Consider the following 18,071-nt stretch of genomic DNA (forward strand, 5'->3'; position numbering starts at 1 on the left):
ATCCGCGTGCGTGGTACGACCGCGTCGTGACGCGCATGAGGACGGCCGAAGATGGTCGGTCTCGAACCTCTCGCCGGGCGTCCTGCCACGAACCTCCACTGGTCCGTGGCGGGGAGTGCAGGGGGGAGCACCGTCCAGGACACACCCGAGTGCGGGGGTCGGGGACGGCATCCAAGGAGCGTCGACCGGGTCCTCGACCAGGCAGACGCAGACAACATCACCGAACTTACGGAGACAACAGGTTGCCTACCATCAACCAGCTGGTGCGCAAGGGCCGGCATGACAAGACGACGAAGAATGCGACGCCGGCCCTCAAGGGCTCGCCGCAGCGTCGTGGTGTCTGCACGCGCGTCTACACCACCACCCCGAAGAAGCCGAACTCTGCCCTTCGCAAGGTCGCCCGCGTGCGCCTCACGAGCGGCATCGAGGTCACGGCCTACATCCCGGGCGTCGGCCACAACCTGCAGGAGCACTCGATCGTGCTCGTGCGTGGTGGTCGTGTGAAGGACCTCCCCGGTGTCCGTTACAAGATCGTTCGCGGTTCGCTCGACACCCAGGGCGTCAAGGGTCGTCAGCAGGCCCGCAGCCGTTACGGCGCCAAGAAGGAGAAGAAGTAATGCCTCGCAAGGGTCCCGCTCCCAAGCGCCCGCTCGTCATCGACCCGGTCTACCAGTCCCCGCTGGTGACCCAGCTGGTCAACAAGATCCTCGTCGACGGCAAGAAGTCCATCGCCGAGGCCATCGTCTACGACGCCCTCGAGGGCTGCCGTGAGAAGACCGGCACCGATCCTGTCCAGACGCTCAAGCGCGCCCTGGACAACGTCAAGCCCTCCCTGGAGGTCAAGTCCCGCCGCGTCGGTGGTGCGACCTACCAGGTCCCGATCGAGGTCAAGCCCGGTCGCGCCACGACCCTGTCGCTGCGCTGGCTCGTCGGCTACTCGCGTCAGCGTCGGGAGAAGACGATGACCGAGCGCCTCATGAACGAGATCCTCGACGCGAGCAACGGCCTCGGTGCCGCGGTGAAGCGTCGCGAGGACACGCACAAGATGGCCGAGTCCAACAAGGCCTTCGCGCACTACCGCTGGTGACAGCAGGTCGGGGCCGGCTCCACCGCCGGCCCCGACCCACCCGCCCGATCCGGGCAGTAAAGACCCGCCCGACCCGGGCAGACACGACCGCAACGAGCGAGATGAGATAACGAGTGGCACAGGACGTCCTGACGGACCTGACCAAGGTCCGAAACATCGGCATCATGGCGCACATCGACGCCGGCAAGACGACGACGACTGAGCGCATCCTCTTCTACACCGGGGTCAACCACAAGCTCGGTGAGACCCACGACGGTGCCTCCACCACCGACTGGATGGAGCAGGAGAAGGAGCGCGGCATCACGATCACCTCCGCCGCGGTCACCTCCTTCTGGGACGACACCCAGATCAACATCATCGACACCCCCGGCCACGTCGACTTCACCGTCGAGGTGGAGCGCTCGCTGCGCGTCCTCGACGGCGCCGTCGCCGTCTTCGACGGCAAGGAGGGCGTCGAGCCCCAGTCCGAGACGGTGTGGCGCCAGGCGGACAAGTACGACGTCCCCCGCATCGCCTTCGTCAACAAGATGGACAAGCTCGGTGCCGACTTCTACTTCACCGTGCAGACCATCAAGGACCGCCTCGGTGCGGAGCCGCTGGTCATGCAGCTGCCGATCGGCGCCGAGAACGACTTCGTCGGTGTCGTCGACCTGATCACGATGAAGGCCCTCGTGTGGCCGGGCGACGCCAAGGGTGACGTGACCCTGGGTGCCTCCTACGAGACCCAGGAGGTCCCCGAGGACCTGCGGGCCAAGGCCGAGGAGTACCGCAACCACCTCGTCGAGCGCGTCGCCGAGTCCGACGACGAGCTGATGGAGAAGTACCTCGGTGGCGAGGACCTCACCAACGAGGAGCTCAAGGCCGGCATCCGCCACCTGACCGTCACCTCGCAGCTCTACCCGATCTTCTGCGGCTCCGCCTTCAAGAACCGCGGCGTCCAGCCGATCCTCGACGCGGTGCGCGACTACCTGCCGAGCCCGCTCGACGTGCCGGCGATGGAGGGCCACGCCCCGGGCAACGAGGACGAGGTCGTCCTGCGCAAGCCCAGCACCAAGGAGCCCTTCTCCGCGCTCGCGTTCAAGATCGCGGCGCACCCCTTCTTCGGCACGCTGACCTTCATCCGCGTCTACTCGGGCAAGATCGTCCCGGGCACGCAGATCGTCAACTCGACCAAGGGCAAGAAGGAGCGCATCGGGAAGCTCTTCCAGATGCACGCCAACAAGGAGAACCCGGTCGAGGAGGCGATGGCGGGTCACATCTACGCCGTCATCGGTCTGAAGGAGGTCACCACGGGTGACACCCTCAGCGACGCCAACGACCAGGTCATCCTCGAGTCGATGTCCTTCCCGGAGCCGGTCATCCAGGTGGCCATCGAGCCCAAGACCAAGGGTGACCAGGAGAAGCTGGGCAGCGCGATCCAGCGGCTCGTCGCCGAGGACCCGACCTTCCAGGTCTCCCTCGACGAGGAGACCGGCCAGACGATCATCGCCGGCATGGGCGAGCTCCACCTGGACGTCTTCGTCGACCGGATGAAGCGCGAGTTCAAGGTCGAGGCGAACATCGGCAAGCCGCAGGTCGCCTACCGCGAGACCATCCGCAAGACGGTCGAGAAGTACGACTACACGCACAAGAAGCAGACCGGTGGTTCCGGCCAGTTCGCGAAGGTCCAGATCACCTTCGAGCCGCTGGACACCACGGAGGAGGGCGAGCTCTACGAGTTCAAGAACTCCGTCACCGGTGGTCGCATCCCGCGTGAGTACATCCCGAGCGTCGACGCCGGCATCCAGGACGCCATGCAGTACGGCATCCTCGCCGGCTACCCTGTCGTGGGCGTCAAGGCGACGCTGCTCGACGGTCAGTTCCACGACGTCGACTCCTCGGAGATGGCGTTCAAGATCGCGGGCTCCATGGCCTTCAAGGAGGCCGCCCGCAAGGCCGACCCGGTCCTGATGGAGCCGATGATGCGCGTCGAGGTGCGTACGCCCGAGGACTACATGGGCGACGTCATCGGCGACATCAACTCGCGTCGTGGCCAGGTCCAGTCCATGGAGGACGTCAGCGGTGCAAAGGTCGTCACCGGTCTCGTCCCCCTGTCGGAGATGTTCGGCTACGTCGGCGACCTGCGGTCGAAGACCCAGGGCCGGGCGAACTACTCCATGGAGTTCGACTCGTACGCCGAGGTCCCCAAGACCGTCTCCGAGGAGATCATCAAGAAGGTTCGTGGTGAGTGACCGGTAGGATTACCGGCAACCCCACCCCGATAGCACGACCCATCACAATCCACGCCACCCTGCCGGGCAAAGGCGTAACCAAGAAGACGTCCTGAGGAGGACACACAGTGGCGAAGGCAAAGTTCGAGCGGAGCAAGCCGCACGTCAACATCGGCACCATCGGTCACATCGACCATGGCAAGACGACGCTGACTGCTGCAATTTCCAAGGTGCTCCACGACAAGCTCCCGGAGTTGAACGAGGCTTCCCCGTTCGACTCCATCGACAAGGCGCCGGAGGAGAAGCAGCGCGGCATCACGATCTCGGTCTCGCACATCGAGTACCAGACCGAGTCCCGTCACTACGCGCACGTCGACTGCCCGGGTCACGCTGACTACGTCAAGAACATGATCACCGGCGCGGCCCAGATGGACGGTGCGATCCTCGTGGTCGCCGCCACCGACGGCCCGATGCCGCAGACGAAGGAGCACGTCCTCCTGGCCCGCCAGGTCGGCGTCCCCTACATCGTCGTCGCGCTCAACAAGTCGGACATGGTCGAGGACGAGGAGATCATGGAGCTCGTCGAGATGGAGGTCCGCGAGCTGCTGTCCGCCTACGAGTTCCCGGGCGACGACGTCCCGGTCGTCAAGGTCTCCGCTCTCAAGGCCCTCGAGGGCGACGAGAAGTGGTCCAACTCGATCATGGAGCTCATGGACGCGGTCGACAGCTACGTGCCGGAGCCGGTCCGTGACCTCGACAAGCCGTTCATGATGCCGATCGAGGACGTCTTCACGATCACCGGTCGTGGCACGGTCGTCACCGGCCGTATCGAGCGCGGCGTGCTCAAGGTCAACGAAGAGGTCGAGATCGTCGGCATCAAGGAGCAGAAGCAGACCACGACCGTCACGGGCGTGGAGATGTTCCGCAAGCTCCTCGACGAGGGCCAGGCCGGAGAGAACGTCGGTCTGCTCCTGCGCGGCACCAAGCGCGAGGACGTCGAGCGCGGCCAGGTCGTCTGCAAGCCGGGTTCGATCACCCCGCACACCCAGTTCGAGGGTCAGGTCTACATCCTCTCGAAGGAGGAGGGCGGCCGTCACACGCCGTTCTACGACTCCTACCGCCCGCAGTTCTACTTCCGCACGACCGACGTCACCGGCGTCGTCACGCTGCCGGAGGGGACCGAGATGGTCATGCCGGGCGACAACACCGACATGACGGTCGAGCTGATCCAGCCGATCGCCATGGAGGAGGGCCTGCAGTTCAACATCCGCGAGGGTGGCCGCACCGTCGGCGCCGGCCGCGTCACCAAGATCATCAAGTGATCCCGGGCTGACCTCGGTCAGCATCTCGAAGGGCCCGCTTTCCCGTCAGGGGAGGCGGGCCCTTCGCCGTGCGCGGACACGGCGGGGGAGACCCCTTCGCCGTAGGGTGGGTCAGAACGCCGCACCCGATCACGGAGGTCTCCGTCGACCATGGCACCTGAGGTCCCCACCCCCCGGACGGGGGGCGATGTCGCAGTCAGCTCCGAGCTGCCCGAGCGCGCTCCGCTGCGCAAGCTGCCGCGGCGGCACTGGGCCTTCGCGGCCAAGCGGGCGCTGAAGGAGTTCTCGAGCGACGGGTGCACGGACCTCGCGGCGTCCCTGACCTATTTCTCGGTGCTCTCGATCTTCCCGGCCATGCTGGCCCTCGTCTCCATCCTCGGCCTCGTCGGTGAGCCGGAGGAGACGAAGAAGACCGTGCTGGACGTCATCACCCAGCTCAGCCAGGGCAATGGCGACAAGGCGATCGACACGATCTCCGGGCCGCTGGACCAGATGGTCAACTCCCCGGCGGCCGGCATCGGACTCGTCGTCGGTCTCGGTGGTGCCCTGTGGACGGCGTCCGGGTACGTCGGCGCCTTCGGTCGCGCGCTGAACAGGGTGTACGGCGTGGAGGAGGGCCGTGGCTTCATCAAGCTGCGCCCCGCCCAGCTGGGCATCACGGCCGTGCTGCTGCTCCTCGCCGCGGTCTCCGTGCTGGGCATCGCCGTCAGCGGCGGGCTGGCGCGCGCCATCGGAGAGACCATCGGTCTCGGGGAGGCCGCGGTCACGACGTGGAACCTCGCGAAGTGGCCGGTCATCCTGCTCATGGCGATCTTCATGATCGGCCTGCTCTACTTCGCGACGCCGAACGTACAGCGACCCTTCCGCTGGCTCAGCCCGGGGGCCGCCCTGGCGATCATCGTCGCGATCATCGCCTCGATGGGCTTCTTCTTCTACGTCTCGAACTTCGGCTCGTACAACGCCACCTATGGCTCGCTGGCCGGTGTCATCGTCTTCCTGCTGTGGTTGTGGATCCTCAACAACGTGCTGCTCCTCGGTGCCGAGTTCGATGCCGAGCTCGAGCGGTCCCGCCAGCTGCGTGTCGGCGAGGCCGTGGAGGGCGGGCTGGTCCTCGAGGTCCGCGACACGACGAAGTCCGACGCCGCCGCCGAGAAGCACGAGGCGGACCTCGAGCAGGCCCGGTCGCTGCGGATCCAGGGCCTGCACGACCACGGCAGGTCGGCAGCGAAGCTGGCCGACGAGGACATCCGACGGGACTGACTCCCTCGATTTGGACTGCGGTCCCACGCTCTGGCACACTGTTCAGGTTGCTTGTTGAGCGGTGACGCCGTGATCGGATTTGCCCTGGTCATGGAGGTGCCGCCCTCCCGATGACAACGCATCGAACCGCGTCCTGCGCGGGGCGACACATCGGACGAGAGCATGATCCGGTTCCACCGGGTCGCTGACCAGACCGCACGACATGGCCCTCGGGCTCGTCGTCGGGCCGCGGAGCGGGTGCGACACACCCGACCGCGTGGGTCGGAGGCCCGGAGGGACCCACACAGACCAGGCAAGACGGCGAGAGAGAGACGGAAGCACAGATGGCGGGACAGAAGATCCGCATCCGGTTGAAGTCGTATGACCACGAGGTCATCGACAACTCGGCGCGAAAGATCGTCGACACCGTGACCCGTGCCGGCGCGACGGTTATCGGCCCCGTGCCGCTGCCGACGGAGAAGAACGTGTTCTGCGTCATCCGGTCGCCGCACAAGTACAAGGACAGCCGCGAGCACTTCGAGATGCGCACCCACAAGCGCCTCATCGACATCATCGACCCGACGCCCAAGGCCGTCGACTCGTTGATGCGTCTCGACCTCCCGGCTGACGTCAACATCGAGATCAAGCTCTGATCCGGGAGAGACGAGACATGACCACCACCATGACCAAGACCGTCAAGGGCGTCCTCGGCGAAAAGCTCGGCATGACGCAGGTCTGGGACGAGGAGAACCGCCTCGTTCCCGTGACCGTCGTCCAGGCCGGGCCGTGCGTCGTCACCCAGATCCGCACCACCGAGACCGACGGCTACGAGGCCGTCCAGCTCGCCTACGGCGCGATCGACCCCCGCAAGGTCAACCAGCCCACCAGCGGCCACTTCGCCAAGGCCGGTGCCACCCCGCGCCGCCACCTCGTCGAGCTGCGCACGAGCGACGCCTCCGAGTACAGCCTCGGTCAGGAAGTCACCGTCGAGCTGTTCGAGGTCGGCCAGGAGGTCGACGTCACCGGCACGACCAAGGGCAAGGGCTTCGCGGGCGTCATGAAGCGCCACGGGTTCGCCGGTGTCAGTGCCTCCCACGGTGCTCACCGCAACCACCGCAAGCCGGGCTCGATCGGTGGCTGCGCCACCCCGGGCCGCGTCTTCAAGGGAATGCGCATGGCCGGCCGCATGGGCGGCGAGCGCCAGACCACCCAGAACCTCACGATCCACGCGGTCGACGCTGACAAGGGCCTGCTGCTCGTCAAGGGCGCCGTCCCCGGCCCCCGCGGTGGCATCGTCCTCGTCCGCGCTGCAGCGAAGGGAGCCTGACGTGCCGACCATCGACATCATCAGCCCGCAGGGCTCGACCTCCGGCACCGTCGAGCTGCCCGCCGAGATCTTCGACGTGCAGGTCAACGTCCCGCTGATCCACCAGGTCGTCGTCGCCCAGCTCGCCGCCGCGCGTCGGGGCACGCACAAGACCAAGACGCGGGCCGAGGTCCGCGGCGGTGGCATCAAGCCCTACCGCCAGAAGGGGACCGGCCGCGCCCGCCAGGGCTCGATCCGTGCGCCGCAGTTCGCCGGCGGTGGCATCGTCCACGGCCCGCAGCCGCGTGACTACGGTCAGCGCACCCCCAAGAAGATGAAGGCCGCCGCCCTGCGCGGTGCCCTCTCCGACCGGGCGCGTCACGGCCGCATCCACGTCCTCAGCTCGCTCGTCGAGGGCGACACCCCGTCGACGAAGGGCGTCACGTCCGTCCTCGACGGAATCACCGAGCGCAAGAACCTGCTCGTCGTGATCGAGCGCGGCAACGAGACCGCGTGGAAGTCGGTGCGCAACCTCGCCGACGTCCACGTCCTCTTCGCCGACCAGCTCAACACCTACGACGTGCTCTGCGCCGACGACATCGTCTTCACCCAGGCGGCGCTCGAGGGCTTCCTCGCGCCCAAGACAGAGGGGACTGCCAAGTGAGCCAGATCAGTTCAGGTTCCCAGACCAAGGACCCGCGCGACATCCTCATTCGTCCCGTCGTGTCCGAGAAGTCCTACGGCCTGCTCGACGAGGGGAAGTACACCTTCATCGTCGACCCGCGGGCGAACAAGACGGAGATCAAGATCGCCGTCGAGCAGATCTTCGACGTCAAGGTCGACTCCGTGCACACCATGAACCGTGTCGGCAAGGCCCGGCGCACGAGGTTCGGTACCGGTAAGCGCAAGGACACGAAGCGCGCGATCGTCACCCTCCGCGAGGGCACGATCGACATCTTCGGCGGCCAGGGCTGACGGAGAGGACAAGGAAGAACCAATGGGTATCCGCAAGTACAAGCCGACCACTCCCGGTCGCCGCGCCAGCTCCGTCGCCGACTTCGTCGAGGTCACGCGTGACACGCCGGAGAAGTCGCTGGTCCGCCCGCTGAGCAAGTCCGGTGGCCGCAACGCCTCCGGCCGCATCACCAGCCGTCACATCGGTGGTGGCCACAAGCGTGCCTACCGCGTCATCGACTTCCGTCGCCACGACAAGGACGGCGTCCCCGCGAAGGTCGCGCACATCGAGTACGACCCGAACCGCACCGCCCGCATCGCGCTGCTGCACTACGCCGACGGGGAGAAGCGCTACATCCTGGCGCCGAACCGCCTCGGTCAGGGCGCGGCCGTCGAGAACGGCCCGGGCGCGGACATCAAGGTCGGCAACAACCTGCCGCTGCGCAACATCCCGGCCGGTACGACCGTCCACGCGGTCGAGCTGCGGCCGGGCGGCGGCGCCAAGCTGGCCCGCTCCGCCGGTTCCAGCATCCAGCTGCTCGCCAAGGAGGGCCAGTACGCCACGCTGCGCATGCCCTCCGGCGAGGTCCGTCGTGTCGACGCCCGCTGCCGCGCGACCATCGGTCAGGTCGGCAACGCCGAGCAGACCAACATCCGTTGGGGCAAGGCCGGCCGCATGCGGTGGAAGGGCAAGCGCCCCACCGTCCGCGGTGTCGTGATGAACCCGGTCGACCACCCGCACGGTGGTGGCGAGGGCCGCACGTCCGGCGGTCGTCACCCCGTCTCGCCCTGGGGCCAGCCCGAGGGCCGTACCCGGCGTCCCGGCAAGGCGAGCGACAAGCTCATCGTCCGTCGCCGCCGCACCGGCAAGAAGCGCTGATAGGAGCATTGGGAAATGCCTCGTAGTTTGAAGAAGGGCCCCTTCATCGACGACCACCTCCAGAAGAAGGTGGACGCCCAGAACGAAGCGGGCAGCAAGAACGTCATCAAGACCTGGTCGCGCCGTTCGGTGGTCTCGCCGGACATGCTCGGCCACACCCTCGCCGTGCACGACGGCCGCAAGCACGTCCCGGTGTTCGTCACCGAGGCGATGGTCGGCCACAAGCTCGGTGAGTTCGCCCCGACCCGCACCTTCCGCGGCCACGTGAAGGACGACAAGAAGGGACGTCGTCGCTGATGCCTGCCACCGACACCACCGAGCAGGAGGCCCTGGTCGCCCGTGCCTCCGCACGTCACGTGCGCGTCACGCCGATGAAGGCGCGCCGCGTCGTCGACCTGATCCGCGGCAAGGACACCCAGACCGCGATCGCCACGCTGCAGTTCGCCCCCCAGGGTGCTGCCGAGCCGACCCTGAAGGTCCTCAACAGCGCGATCGCCAACCTGCGCGTCAAGGCCGACGAGGCGGGGGAGCCGTTCGACGAGCGCAACCTCCTCGTCACCTCGGCCTACGTCGACGAGGGTCCGACGATGAAGCGTTTCCGTCCGCGGGCCCAGGGCCGCGCCGGCCGGATCAACAAGCGCACCAGCCACATCACCGTCCTCGTGACGAGCAAGCCTGAGAAGGCCGCGAAGGGAGGGACCCGCTGATGGGTCAGAAGATCAACCCGCACGGCTTCCGTCTGGGCATCACCAACGACCACAAGAGCCGCTGGTTCGCCGACTCCAACAAGGAGGGTCAGCGTTACCGCGACTACGTCAAGGAGGACGTGGCGATCCGCAAGCTCCTGTCCACAGGCATGGAGCGCGCCGGGATCGCCCGCGTCGAGATCGAGCGCACCCGGGACCGTGTGCGGGTGGACATCCACACCGCGCGTCCGGGGATCGTCATCGGTCGCCGTGGCGCCGAGGCCGACCGCATCCGCGGTGAGCTCGAGAAGCTCACCGGCAAGCAGGTCCAGCTGAACATCCTCGAGGTGAAGAACCCCGAGATCGAGGCCCAGCTCGTCGCCCAGGGCATCGCCGAGCAGCTCGCTGCTCGCGTCACCTTCCGTCGCGCCATGCGCAAGGGGATGCAGTCCTCCCTTCGCGCCGGTGCCAAGGGCATCCGGATCCAGTGCTCCGGTCGCCTCGGTGGTGCGGAGATGTCCCGCTCCGAGTTCTACCGCGAGGGCCGCGTGCCGCTGCACACCCTCCGCGCGAACATCGACTACGGCTTCTACGAGGCCCGCACGACCTTCGGCCGCATCGGCGTCAAGGTCTGGATCTACAAGGGCGACATGACCGAGAAGGAGTTCGCGGCCCAGCAGGCGTCCGCCGCTCCGCGTGGTCGTGGCCCGCGTCGCGAACGTGACGACCGCCCCGCCCGCGCCCGGCGTGGTGGCGACCGCAGCAAGGAGGCGCCGGCCCAGGCCGCCGCCCCGGCTGAGGCCCCCACCGCCGAGGCTCCGGCCAAGACCGAGGGAGAGTCCTGAGATGTTGATCCCCCGACGGGTCAAGCACCGCAAGCAGCACCACCCGAAGCGCTCGGGCATGTCGAAGGGCGGCACCACCGTCTCCTTCGGTGACTACGGCCTCCAGGCTCTGGACCCGGCCTACGTCACGAACCGTCAGATCGAGGCGGCTCGTATCGCCATGACGCGTTACATGAAGCGTGGCGGCAAGGTCTGGATCAACATCTACCCGGACCGTCCGCTGACCAAGAAGCCGGCTGAGACCCGCATGGGTTCCGGCAAGGGCTCGCCCGAGTGGTGGGTGGCCAACGTCAAGCCGGGCCGGATCATGTTCGAGATCTCCGGTGTCGACGAGGACGTGGCGCGTGAGGCGATGCGCCTGGCGATGCACAAGTTGCCGATGAAGTGCCGCTTCGTCGCGCGTGAGGGTGGTGACAACTGATGGCAGTCGGATCGAAGGACCTGACCCCGGCGGACCTGCGTGAGCTGACCGATGACCGTCTGGTCGACGAGCTGCGCAAGGGCAAGGAGGAGCTGTTCAACCTCCGCTTCCAGTCGGCGACCGGCCAGCTGGACAACCACGGCCGTCTGCGCGCGGTCCGCAAGGACATCGCCCGGATCTACACCGAGATGCGTGAGCGCGAGCTTGGAATTGGAAGCAGCATTGGGTCCGGTGACGCGAAATGAGCGAGAATGTGAAAGAAGGCCCCGTGAGCTCCACCCCAGAGCGGAACGACCGCAAGACGCGTCGCGGCTACGTCGTCAGCGACAAGATGAACAAGACCGTCGTCGTCGAGGTCGAGGACCGCGTCAAGCACGCCCTGTACGGCAAGGTCATGCGTCGGACCGAGAAGGTCAAGGCGCACGACGAGGAGAACACCGCCGGCATCGGCGACCACGTCGTCATCATGGAGACGCGGCCGCTGTCGGCGACCAAGCGCTGGCGCCTGGTCGAGATCCTCGAGAAGGCCAAGTAATCCGTTCGGGGGACCCCGTCCCCCGAACGCCCCCCGGAGTCCCGCGTGGTATCGCCGCGTAGGTCCTCCAGGGACCGAGAGGGAACGAGTTCCCTCTCCCACAGACCGAAAGTCCAGTTCGGCAAGGCTCCGTCCGGGTTCGCCCGGGCAGGAGAACCAGCACGACGACAGGAGTGAGAAGTGATCCAGCAGGAGTCGCGACTGCGCGTCGCCGACAACACCGGTGCCAAGCAGATCTTGTGCATCCGCGTGCTCGGTGGCTCCGGCCGCCGGTACGCCGGCGTCGGCGACACGATCGTCGCCACCGTCAAGGACGCCATCCCCGGCGGCAACGTCAAGAAGGGCGACATCGTCAAGGCGGTCATCGTCCGCACGACCAAGGAGAGCCGCCGCGTCGACGGTTCCTACATCAAGTTCGACGAGAACGCTGCCGTCATCCTCAAGGCTGATGGCGAGCCGCGCGGGACACGCATCTTCGGGCCGGTCGGTCGCGAGCTTCGCGACAAGAAGTTCATGAAGATCGTCTCGCTCGCACCGGAGGTGATCTGACCCATGAGCAAGCTCAAGATCAAGAAGGGCGACCTCGTCCAGGTCCTGTCCGGCAAGGACAAGGGCCTGCAGGGCAAGGTCATCTCGGTCAACACCGAGACCCAGCGCGTCGTGGTCGAGGGTGTCCAGCGGGTCACCCGCCACACCAAGGCCGGCTTCGGCGGTCAGGCCGGCGGTCTGGTCGTCACCGAGGCGCCGATCCACGTGAGCAACGTGGCCATCGTCGACCCGGAGGACAACAAGCCGACCCGCGTCAAGACCCGCGTCGAGTCCGTCGAGCGTGACGGACGCACCAAGGCGAGCCGCACCCGCGTTGCGGTGCGCTCGGGCAAGGACCTCTGAGATGACTGAGACCATGACCAGCCCCGCGACCCCGCGACTGAAGACGAAGTACGCCGAGACGGTCGTGCCGTCGCTGAACGACCAGTTCGGCTACACCAACCCGATGCAGGTTCCCCGCGTCGTGAAGGTCGTCGTGAACATGGGCGTCGGTGACGCCGCCAAGGACAGCAAGCTGATCGAGGGCGCCATCCGCGACCTGACCGCCATCACCGGTCAGAAGCCGCAGGTGACCAAGGCCCGCAAGTCCATCGCGCAGTTCAAGCTGCGTGAGGGCATGCCGATCGGTGCGCACACCACCCTCCGGGGTGCGCGCATGTGGGAGTTCCTCGACCGCCTCACGTCGGTCGCGCTGCCCCGCATCCGTGACTTCCGCGGCCTGAGCCCGAAGCAGTTCGACGGCAACGGCAACTACACCTTCGGTCTGACCGAGCAGTCGATGTTCCACGAGATCAACCAGGACAAGATCGACCGCGTCCGTGGCATGGACATCACCGTGGTCACGACCGCCACGAACGACGACGAGGGCCGCGCGCTGCTGAAGGCGCTGGGCTTCCCCTTCAAGGAGAACTGAGATGGCCAAGACCGCCCTGATCAACAAGGCGAACAAGAAGCCGAAGTTCAAGGTCCGCGGTTACACGCGGTGCCAGCGCTGCGGCCGGCCGCACTCGGTCTACCGCAAGTTCGGCCTGTGCCGCGTGTGCCTCCGCGAGATGGCTCACCGCGGTGAGCTCCCCGGCGTGACCAAGTCCAGCTGGTAGACGCCCGCTCGGGGGGCCTCGCTCCCCAGGCACCCCCACAACCCGCGTGGCTCCCTTCGTCCGAAGGGCCACATCCAAGAACTCCTACATCGAAGGTCGCCCCACAGGGGTGAAACCGCGATGAGAGAGGGCAGGCAGAGCCCATGACCATGACCGACCCGATTGCGGACATGCTGACCCGCGTGCGGAACGCCAACTCGGCGCACCACGACGAGGTCTCCATGCCGTACTCCAAGTTGAAGTCGCACATCGCGGAGATCCTCCAGGCGGAGGGTTTCATCGCGGGGTGGACCGTCGAGGAGGCCACCGTCGGCAAGACGCTGGAGATCTCCCTCAAGTACGGCCCGAACCGTGAGCGTTCCATCGCGGGCGTGCGCCGGGTGTCCAAGCCCGGTCTGCGCGTGTACGCGAAGTCCACCAACCTGCCGAAGGTTCTCGGTGGCCTGGGCGTGGCGATCATCTCCACGTCCTCCGGCCTCCTGACCGACAAGCAGGCCGCAACCAAGGGTGTGGGCGGGGAAGTCCTCGCCTACGTCTGGTAAGGGGAAGCAGACATGTCGCGTATCGGACGACTCCCTGTCGCCATCCCCAGCGGTGTCGACGTCACCATCGATGGCCAGACCGTCACGGTCAAGGGCCCCAAGGGTGAGCTGCAGACGACCGTGACCGAGCCGATCACGGTCGCCCGGACCGAGGACGGCGTCGAGGTCACCCGCCCCGACGACGAGCGCGAGTCGCGTTCGCTCCACGGGCTCTCCCGCAGCCTCATCAACAACATGGTCGTCGGTGTCACCGACGGCTACGAGAAGAAGCTCGAGATCCACGGCACCGGTTACCGCGTGCAGAACAAGGGCAACTCCCTGGAGTTCGCGCTCGGGTACAGCCACCCGGTCGTCGTCGAGGCGCCCGAGGGGATCAGCTTCACGGTCGAGAACCCGACCCGCTTCGCCGTGCAGGGCATCGACAAGCAGCTGGTCGGTGAGACCGCTGCCAACATCCGCAAGCTCCGCCGCCCCGACCCGTACAAGGGCAAGGGTGTTCGGTACGAGGGCGAGCAGATCCGTCGCAAGGTCGGAAAGGCTGGTAAGTAAGCCATGGCAATGATCGTCAAGCGAGCCAAGGGCAAGAGCGCCGCTCGTGGTCGTCGCCACCTGCGCGTGCGCAAGAAGGTCACCGGAACCGCGGCGCGTCCGCGCCTGGTGGTCAACCGCAGCAGCCGCCACGTCTTCGTCCAGGTCGTCGACGACACCGTCGGCAAGACCGTCGCCTCGGCATCGACCATGGAGGCCGACGTGCGTGCACTGGACGGCGACAAGACCGCGCGGGCCAAGAGGGTCGGCGAGCTCGTGGCCGAGCGGGCCAAGTCCGCCGGCATCGAGGCCGTCGTCTTCGACCGCGGCGGCAACCGGTACCACGGTCGCGTCGCCGCGATCGCCGATGGTGCCCGCGAAGGGGGTCTGGCGCTGTGATGCAGACCCAGAACGTCGAGAAGAGGAACATCTGATGCCCGGACCCCAGCGTCGAGGCGCCGGTGCCGCTGGCACCAACGAGCGCTCCAACAACGATCGTCGTGACAACCGTGGCGGCGGAGGCCGCGGCGGTGGCCGCGACCGCAACGAAAGCCAGTACCTCGAGCGGGTTGTGACCATCAACCGCGTCGCCAAGGTCGTCAAGGGTGGTCGTCGCTTCAGCTTCACCGCCCTGGTCGTCGTCGGTGACGGTGACGGCACAGTCGGCGTCGGCTACGGCAAGGCCAAGGAGGTCCCCTCCGCGATCGCGAAGGGTGTCGAGGAGGCGAAGAAGAACTTCTTCACCGTCCCGCGCATCCAGGGCACCATCCCGCACCCGATCGTCGGCGAGGACGCGGCCGGCGTGGTCATGCTCCGCCCGGCATCGCCCGGTACCGGTGTCATCGCCGGTGGTTCCGTGCGCGCCGTCCTCGAGTGCGCCGGCATCCACGACGTGCTGAGCAAGTCGCTCGGCTCGGACAACGCGATCAACATCGTCCACGCGGTCGTCGCGGCCCTGAAGGGCCTCGAGCGCCCGGAGGCCGTCGCGGCCCGCCGCGGTCTGCCCCTGGACGAGGTGGCCCCGGCCGCCATGCTGCGCGCCCAGGCCGCTGGCCGCGCAGAGGCTGCCGACAAGGCGAAGGCGGGTGCCTGATGGCTCAGCTGAAGGTGACCCAGACCCGTTCGGAGATCGGTGGTACCCAGCGTCAGCGTGACACGCTGCGCACCATCGGTCTGAAGCGCATCGGCGACATCGTCGTCAAGGAGGACCGCCCGGAGTTCCGCGGCATGGTCCAGACGGTTCGCCACCTGGTGACCGTCGAGGAGGTTGACTGATCATGGCTGACTCCAAGGCCAACCCCACGCCGGGGGAGCAGGCGGACGCACCCGCGCTGAAGGTGCACCACCTGCGCCCGGCCCCCGGGGCGAAGACCGCGAAGACCCGTGTGGGTCGCGGTGAGGCCTCGAAGGGCAAGACCGCCGGCCGCGGTACCAAGGGCACCAAGGCCCGGTACCAGGTGCCGGACCGCTTCGAGGGCGGTCAGACGCCGCTGCACATGCGTCTGCCCAAGCTCCGCGGCTTCAACAACAAGTTCAAGACCGAGTACCAGGTCGTCAACCTCGACCGCATCTCGGCGCTCTTCCCGGAGGGTGGCGCCATCGGCGTCGACGAGCTCGTGGCCAAGGGAGCCGTCCGCGACGGCCACCTGGTCAAGGTGCTCGGCTCCGGCGAGATCTCGGTGAAGGTCGACCTCACGGTCGATGCCTTCTCCGCGAGCGCCAAGGAGAAGATCGAGGCGGCCGGCGGCAGCGTCACCGCACGCTGACCCCCTTCGGTCCCTGCCTCGAGGCCGTCCCGCTCACGGGACGGCCTCGAGGCGTCTCCGGCCGGCGTGTCCCGGACCACCAGGGTCCCCGCGCGACCCCCGACCCACGGCAGGTATCGTCTGTCAGGTTGTGTCGCCGCACGGCGGCCGATACCCAACCGGCCAACTGCATCCCACGGCACCGACGGCACCGTTCATGGAGGATCCACGTGCTCTCCGTCTTCACTCGGGCGTTCAAGACGCCCGATCTGCGGCGAAAGCTGCTCTTCACGCTGGGCATCGTCATGCTCTTCCGCCTGGGGACCTTCGTGCCGACGCCGAACGTGAACTACTCGGCCGTCCAGGAGTGCATCGACGGCGCCCGCCAGGGTGACGCCGGCAACCAGCTGCTCGGCATGGCCAACCTCTTCAGCGGTGGCGCGCTGATGCAGCTGTCGATCTTCGCGCTGGGGATCATGCCCTACATCACCGCGAGCATCATCGTGCAGCTGCTCACGGTCGTCATCCCCCGATTCGAGGCGCTGAAGCAGGAGGGCCAGCAGGGTCAGGCCAAGATGACCCAGTACACGCGGTACCTGACGATCGGGCTGGCCGTGCTCCAGTCCGCGACCTTCGTGACCTTCGCGCAGAACCCCGCTGCCCTCTTCGGCAACGCCAACTGCACCCAGATCCTCTACCGCGACAACGTCGTGGACACCATCTTCATGGTCCTGACGATGACCGCCGGCACGGGCCTGATCATGTGGCTCGGTGAGCTGATCACGGACAAGGGCGTCGGCAACGGCATGTCCCTGCTGATCTTCACCTCCATCACCGCGACCTTCCCCGGCTCGCTGTGGGCCATCCAGCAGCGCGACGACCGCTGGGACCTCTTCATCCTCGTCATCATCATCGGGCTGCTGATCATGGCCGCCGTCGTCTTCGTCGAGCAGTCGCAGCGGCGTGTCCCCGTGCAGTACGCGAAGAAGATGGTCGGTCGCCAGATGTACGGCGGGACCTCCACCTACATCCCGATCAAGGTCAACATGGCCAACGTGATCCCGATCATCTTCGCCAGCTCGATGCTCGCGCTGCCGCAGATGGTGGCCCAGTTCCAGTCGGACCCCCAGGGCAACAACCCCGCCTACGTCGACTGGATCAATACCTACCTGGTGCAGGGCGACCACCCGATCTACATGGCCGTCTACACGGTCATGATCCTGTTCTTCACGTTCTTCTACGTCTCGATCACGTTCAACCCGAACGAGGTCGCGGACAACATGAAGAAGTACGGGGGTTTCATCCCCGGTATCCGGGCCGGGCGACCCACGGCCGAGTACCTCAGGTACGTCATCACCCGCATCACCGTGCCGGGTGCCATCTACCTCGCCTTGGTCTCACTGATCCCGCTCATCGCCTTCGTGCTGATCGGGGCCAACCGTGACTTCCCGTTCGGCGGTGCGTCTATCCTCATCATGGTGGGCGTCGGTCTCGACACGGTGAAGCAGATCGAGTCCCAGCTCCAGCAACACCACTACGAAGGATTCCTGCGCTGATGCGTCTGATCATTCTGGGCCCCCCCGGGGCCGGCAAGGGCACCCAGGCCAGCCGGATCGCCGAGCACTACGAGATCCCGGCGATCTCGACCGGCGACATCTTCCGGGCCAACATCAAGAACGAGACCGAGCTCGGCAAGCAGGTCCAGGAGATCCTCGCTTCCGGCGGCTACGTCTCCGACGAGGTCACCAACGCGATCGTGGCCGACCGCCTGCAGCAGGAGGATGCCTCCCGCGGATTTCTGCTCGACGGCTACCCGCGCACCACCGCGCAGGTGACCGCTCTCGACGAGATGCTCGCCGAGTCCGGCCAGGAGGTCGACAAGGTGCTCGAGCTCGTCGTCGACGACGAGGTCGTCGTCGACCGGCTGCTCAAGCGCGCCGAGGTCGAGGGACGCGTCGACGACACCGAGGAGGTCATCCGGGAGCGGATGGCGCTCTACCACCGCGAGACCCAGCCCCTGTCGTCCGCCTACGACCAGCGCGGGCTGCTGGTCAGGGTCGACGGGGTCGGCGAGGTCGACGAGGTCGCCCGGCGCATCGTCGACGCGCTCGGGTCCTGACGG

Annotated in this window: 27 protein-coding genes and 1 pseudogene; all 28 read left to right on the top strand. The window is 67.0% G+C overall.

Annotated elements, in window-relative coordinates; translation table 11 throughout:
- The first annotated feature begins 242 nt into the window (after positions 1 to 242).
- The 28 genes and pseudogenes from rpsL to PVE36_RS03010 all read left to right on the top strand — a co-directional run bounded on the left by rpsL (position 243) and on the right by PVE36_RS03010 (position 18,068).
- Positions 243 to 617, top strand: coding sequence for a 30S ribosomal protein S12 (rpsL, locus tag PVE36_RS02875; protein ID WP_185990544.1), 375 nt, complete (start codon positions 243 to 245; stop codon positions 615 to 617).
- Positions 617 to 1,087, top strand: a complete 471-nt coding sequence (rpsG, locus tag PVE36_RS02880) for a 30S ribosomal protein S7 (RefSeq protein WP_277239277.1) — start codon at positions 617 to 619, stop codon at positions 1,085 to 1,087. Before rpsL ends, rpsG begins: the two co-directional genes overlap by 1 nt.
- Before the next feature lie 113 nt (positions 1,088 to 1,200).
- Positions 1,201 to 3,318, top strand: a complete 2,118-nt coding sequence (fusA, locus tag PVE36_RS02885) for an elongation factor G (protein ID WP_277454448.1) — start codon at positions 1,201 to 1,203, stop codon at positions 3,316 to 3,318.
- A 107-nt stretch (positions 3,319 to 3,425) separates the two neighbouring features.
- Entirely contained in the window at positions 3,426 to 4,619 is a 1,194-nt protein-coding gene (tuf, locus tag PVE36_RS02890) for an elongation factor Tu (RefSeq protein ID WP_277454449.1), read from the top strand.
- 150 nt (positions 4,620 to 4,769) lie between these two features.
- The gene (locus tag PVE36_RS02895) at positions 4,770 to 5,879 is read left to right on the top strand and encodes a YihY/virulence factor BrkB family protein (protein ID WP_277454451.1); all 1,110 of its coding nucleotides are present in this window, start codon (positions 4,770 to 4,772) and stop codon (positions 5,877 to 5,879) included.
- Positions 5,880 to 6,202: 323 nt separating this feature from the next.
- Complete coding sequence (gene rpsJ, locus PVE36_RS02900) at positions 6,203 to 6,511, top strand: 30S ribosomal protein S10 (RefSeq protein WP_185990536.1); 309 nt, start codon at positions 6,203 to 6,205, stop codon at positions 6,509 to 6,511.
- A gap of 29 nt (positions 6,512 to 6,540) precedes the next feature.
- Positions 6,541 to 7,185 (top strand): 50S ribosomal protein L3, encoded by a 645-nt coding sequence (gene rplC / locus PVE36_RS02905; protein WP_346771050.1) that lies wholly within the window; start codon positions 6,541 to 6,543, stop codon positions 7,183 to 7,185.
- A 1-nt stretch (position 7,186) separates the two neighbouring features.
- Complete coding sequence (gene rplD, locus PVE36_RS02910) at positions 7,187 to 7,828, top strand: 50S ribosomal protein L4 (protein ID WP_277454454.1); 642 nt, start codon at positions 7,187 to 7,189, stop codon at positions 7,826 to 7,828.
- 5 nt (positions 7,829 to 7,833) lie between these two features.
- Complete coding sequence (rplW, locus tag PVE36_RS02915; RefSeq protein ID WP_277242339.1) at positions 7,834 to 8,139, top strand: 50S ribosomal protein L23; 306 nt, start codon at positions 7,834 to 7,836, stop codon at positions 8,137 to 8,139.
- 22 nt (positions 8,140 to 8,161) lie between these two features.
- Positions 8,162 to 8,998, top strand: a complete 837-nt coding sequence (gene rplB / locus PVE36_RS02920; RefSeq protein ID WP_277454455.1) for a 50S ribosomal protein L2 — start codon at positions 8,162 to 8,164, stop codon at positions 8,996 to 8,998.
- A 15-nt stretch (positions 8,999 to 9,013) separates the two neighbouring features.
- A complete protein-coding gene (gene rpsS / locus PVE36_RS02925) occupies positions 9,014 to 9,295 on the top strand; it encodes a 30S ribosomal protein S19 (protein ID WP_277239287.1) in 282 nt (93 codons plus the stop codon).
- 32 nt (positions 9,296 to 9,327) lie between these two features.
- Positions 9,328 to 9,705, top strand: a complete 378-nt coding sequence (gene rplV / locus PVE36_RS02930; RefSeq protein WP_277455745.1) for a 50S ribosomal protein L22 — start codon at positions 9,328 to 9,330, stop codon at positions 9,703 to 9,705.
- A complete protein-coding gene (gene rpsC / locus PVE36_RS02935; protein WP_277454456.1) occupies positions 9,705 to 10,529 on the top strand; it encodes a 30S ribosomal protein S3 in 825 nt (274 codons plus the stop codon). The genes rplV and rpsC overlap by 1 nt, the downstream gene beginning before the upstream one ends.
- Before the next feature lies 1 nt (position 10,530).
- Entirely contained in the window at positions 10,531 to 10,950 is a 420-nt protein-coding gene (gene rplP / locus PVE36_RS02940) for a 50S ribosomal protein L16 (RefSeq protein ID WP_277454457.1), read from the top strand.
- A pseudogene (gene rpmC, locus PVE36_RS02945) lies at positions 10,950 to 11,162 on the top strand (50S ribosomal protein L29); the annotation flags it as partial. The gene rplP and the pseudogene rpmC, both read left to right, overlap by 1 nt.
- 29 nt (positions 11,163 to 11,191) lie before the next feature.
- Positions 11,192 to 11,485 (top strand): 30S ribosomal protein S17, encoded by a 294-nt coding sequence (gene rpsQ, locus PVE36_RS02950; protein ID WP_277454459.1) that lies wholly within the window; start codon positions 11,192 to 11,194, stop codon positions 11,483 to 11,485.
- A gap of 180 nt (positions 11,486 to 11,665) precedes the next feature.
- Positions 11,666 to 12,034, top strand: coding sequence for a 50S ribosomal protein L14 (gene rplN / locus PVE36_RS02955; RefSeq protein WP_277239297.1), 369 nt, complete (start codon positions 11,666 to 11,668; stop codon positions 12,032 to 12,034).
- 3 nt (positions 12,035 to 12,037) lie between these two features.
- The gene (rplX, locus tag PVE36_RS02960) at positions 12,038 to 12,376 is read left to right on the top strand and encodes a 50S ribosomal protein L24 (RefSeq protein ID WP_277454461.1); all 339 of its coding nucleotides are present in this window, start codon (positions 12,038 to 12,040) and stop codon (positions 12,374 to 12,376) included.
- A 1-nt stretch (position 12,377) separates the two neighbouring features.
- On the top strand, positions 12,378 to 12,947 hold the full coding sequence (gene rplE / locus PVE36_RS02965; protein ID WP_277239300.1) for a 50S ribosomal protein L5: 570 nt from the start codon (positions 12,378 to 12,380) through the stop codon (positions 12,945 to 12,947).
- 1 nt (position 12,948) lies between these two features.
- Positions 12,949 to 13,134, top strand: a complete 186-nt coding sequence (locus PVE36_RS02970) for a type Z 30S ribosomal protein S14 (protein WP_007924699.1) — start codon at positions 12,949 to 12,951, stop codon at positions 13,132 to 13,134.
- 143 nt (positions 13,135 to 13,277) lie between these two features.
- Positions 13,278 to 13,676, top strand: coding sequence for a 30S ribosomal protein S8 (gene rpsH, locus PVE36_RS02975; protein ID WP_277239304.1), 399 nt, complete (start codon positions 13,278 to 13,280; stop codon positions 13,674 to 13,676).
- 12 nt (positions 13,677 to 13,688) lie between these two features.
- Positions 13,689 to 14,225 carry a 50S ribosomal protein L6 gene (gene rplF / locus PVE36_RS02980; RefSeq protein ID WP_277454466.1) on the top strand — a complete coding sequence of 179 codons (537 nt, stop codon included), beginning with the start codon at positions 13,689 to 13,691 and terminating at the stop codon, positions 14,223 to 14,225.
- Between the two features lie 3 nt (positions 14,226 to 14,228).
- Entirely contained in the window at positions 14,229 to 14,603 is a 375-nt protein-coding gene (gene rplR / locus PVE36_RS02985) for a 50S ribosomal protein L18 (protein WP_277454468.1), read from the top strand.
- Positions 14,604 to 14,637: 34 nt separating this feature from the next.
- A complete protein-coding gene (gene rpsE / locus PVE36_RS02990) occupies positions 14,638 to 15,297 on the top strand; it encodes a 30S ribosomal protein S5 (protein WP_277239308.1) in 660 nt (219 codons plus the stop codon).
- Positions 15,297 to 15,479, top strand: coding sequence for a 50S ribosomal protein L30 (gene rpmD / locus PVE36_RS02995; RefSeq protein WP_277454469.1), 183 nt, complete (start codon positions 15,297 to 15,299; stop codon positions 15,477 to 15,479). Before rpsE ends, rpmD begins: the two co-directional genes overlap by 1 nt.
- Positions 15,480 to 15,481: 2 nt before the next feature.
- Positions 15,482 to 15,970: a 50S ribosomal protein L15 gene (gene rplO / locus PVE36_RS03000; protein ID WP_277454470.1), complete on the top strand. Its 489-nt coding sequence runs from the start codon at positions 15,482 to 15,484 to the stop codon at positions 15,968 to 15,970.
- Positions 15,971 to 16,179: 209 nt separating this feature from the next.
- Positions 16,180 to 17,505, top strand: a complete 1,326-nt coding sequence (gene secY / locus PVE36_RS03005; RefSeq protein ID WP_277454471.1) for a preprotein translocase subunit SecY — start codon at positions 16,180 to 16,182, stop codon at positions 17,503 to 17,505.
- Positions 17,505 to 18,068: an adenylate kinase gene (locus PVE36_RS03010; RefSeq protein ID WP_277454473.1), complete on the top strand. Its 564-nt coding sequence runs from the start codon at positions 17,505 to 17,507 to the stop codon at positions 18,066 to 18,068. The genes secY and PVE36_RS03010 overlap by 1 nt, the downstream gene beginning before the upstream one ends.
- Positions 18,069 to 18,071: the final 3 nt, after the last annotated feature.

The organism is Janibacter sp. DB-40, assembly GCF_029510815.1.
In the GTDB taxonomy this organism is placed as follows: Bacteria; Actinomycetota; Actinomycetes; order Actinomycetales; family Dermatophilaceae; genus Janibacter.